Origin of the sequence: Gordonia sp. (in: high G+C Gram-positive bacteria) (genome assembly GCF_049299075.1) — a bacterium.
Classification (GTDB): Bacteria; Actinomycetota; Actinomycetes; order Mycobacteriales; family Mycobacteriaceae; genus Gordonia.
Window position 1 is genome coordinate 1 of sequence record NZ_JBAQWU010000275.1, and the last position, 1,739, is coordinate 1,739.

Sequence of the window (1,739 nt, forward strand, 5' to 3'; positions counted from 1 at the left end):
GGCTGGTACTGGCCGTCGGCGGCCGCCCACCCCGATACCCCGCGCGGGGCGCTGCTGCAGGTGGCGCCGGAGACTGCACGCCCCAGCCTGGAGCGCGTGTTGACCGGCCCGTCCGACGATCCGGACGGTCTGCTGAATCTGATCGGTGCGCTCCGTCGTTCTATGGCGAAGGCCGGATATGCCGATCTCAAGGAGTTCCAGAAGGTCGGACTCTCGGTCCGGGGCTGACCCCGCGGCACGCGGCCGAGCCGGCAACGACGACGTCGTTGCTAGAATGCTCGGCGTGGGTATCAGGTTCGGCAACGTCGGGATCGCGGTGCGTGATCTCGATGCGGCGATGGCCTTCTTCGTCGACCTTGGGCTGACCGTCGTCGGCACCGACACCGTCAGTGGCGAGTGGGCGGACACGGCGGTCGGCCTCGATGGGAACCACGCGAAGATCGCGGTTCTTCAGACGCCCGGTGGTGACGGGCAGATCGAGATGTTCGAGTACATCCATCCCGATGCGATCGAGACTGACCCGACGCTGCCCAACGAGATCGGCATGCACCGCATCGCCTTCTGGGTCGATGACATCGATGAGGTCATCGCCATCGCGGCGAGGCACGGCTGCTATCCGCTGCGGGGTGTGGCCACGTACCAAGACTCCGTGAAGCTCGCGTATCTTCGCGGTCCCAGCGGCATCCTCGTCATGTTTGCCGAGAGCCTTCAGCAGGGATAGCCGTCGAGCGGCGCGACGGCACCGGCCATGGCTTAGATTTGAGTCGTGGAGAAGATGATGGAAGACGTGTTTACCACGATCGCGGTCGTGTTCGAGGCGCTCGGTGCGATCGCGATGGTGCTGGGACTGATCCTGGCGTTCACCCTCGGTATGCGGGCGCTGCTGCGCAGGCAGCGGGGGGCCGACGTGTTCGGCATTGTGCGCAGCACCCTCGGCGGGGCGATCATGCTGGGTCTGGAGATTCTGGTGGCCGCGGACCTGGTGCGCACTATCACCTCCAAACCGTCCATCGAGGACGCCCTGATCCTGGGCTTGATCGTGCTGATCCGAACCGTGCTGTCGCTGTCAATCGCCATCGAGATCGACGGCGTGCTGCCGTGGCGGCGCGCGGCGCTGACCTCCGGCGCGAGCGTGATGGCCGAGCAGGTGCGTCAGGATCGGGCCGCCCAGCGCGACTCCAGCTAAGGGCAGGCTTGCTGTCGCGATTGTGACAATGAACATTAGTATTGTCGGCATGGCGAGCACCGACTTCGACGTCCTGATCATCGGTTCCGGTTTCGGCGGCAGCGTGAGCGCGTTGCGGTTGGTGGAGAAGGGGTACCGGGTCGGGGTGTTCGAGGCGGGCCGCCGCTTCGCGGACGACGAGTTCGCTAAGACCAGTTGGCGGCTCAACAAGTTCGTGTGGGCACCCAAGCTGGGATTGCTGGGTATCCAGCGGATCCACGTCCTCAAAGACGTGATGATCCTGGCGGGGGCTGGGGTCGGCGGCGGTTCGCTGAACTACGCCAACACGCTGTACAAGCCGACCAGCCCGTTCTTCACCGATCCGCAGTGGGCGGACATCACCGACTGGGAAGCGGAGCTGACCCCGCACTACGAGCAGGCGCGGCGCATGCTGGGTGTGGTCACCAACCCCACGTTCACCAACTCCGATGCGGTCATGTTGCAGGTCGCGCAGGAGATGGGCTGCGCGGACACCTTCACCGCCACCCCGGTGGGCGTCTTCTTCGGCGACAAG

General features: G+C 65.4%; 3 protein-coding genes and 1 pseudogene. All 4 read left to right on the forward strand.

Going from position 1 to position 1,739, the window contains the following annotated elements:
• Positions 1-228: pseudogene (locus WAW85_RS08500) on the forward strand (GuaB3 family IMP dehydrogenase-related protein); the annotation flags it as partial.
• A 55-nt stretch (positions 229-283) separates the two neighbouring features.
• Positions 284-721, forward strand: a complete 438-nt coding sequence (locus WAW85_RS08505) for a VOC family protein (protein WP_422559184.1) — start codon at positions 284-286, stop codon at positions 719-721.
• Positions 722-775: 54 nt separating this feature from the next.
• Complete coding sequence (locus tag WAW85_RS08510) at positions 776-1,186, forward strand: DUF1622 domain-containing protein (RefSeq protein ID WP_422559186.1); 411 nt, start codon at positions 776-778, stop codon at positions 1,184-1,186.
• A 49-nt stretch (positions 1,187-1,235) separates the two neighbouring features.
• Positions 1,236-1,739: NAD(P)-binding protein (locus WAW85_RS08515; protein WP_422559185.1), on the forward strand; the 504-nt coding region annotated here is incomplete at its 3' end.

Coding starts and splice junctions, on each gene's coding strand:
- WAW85_RS08510 (WP_422559186.1), top strand. CDS start 776: ATGATGGAAGACGTGTTTACCACGATCGCGGTCGTGTTCGAGGCGCTC.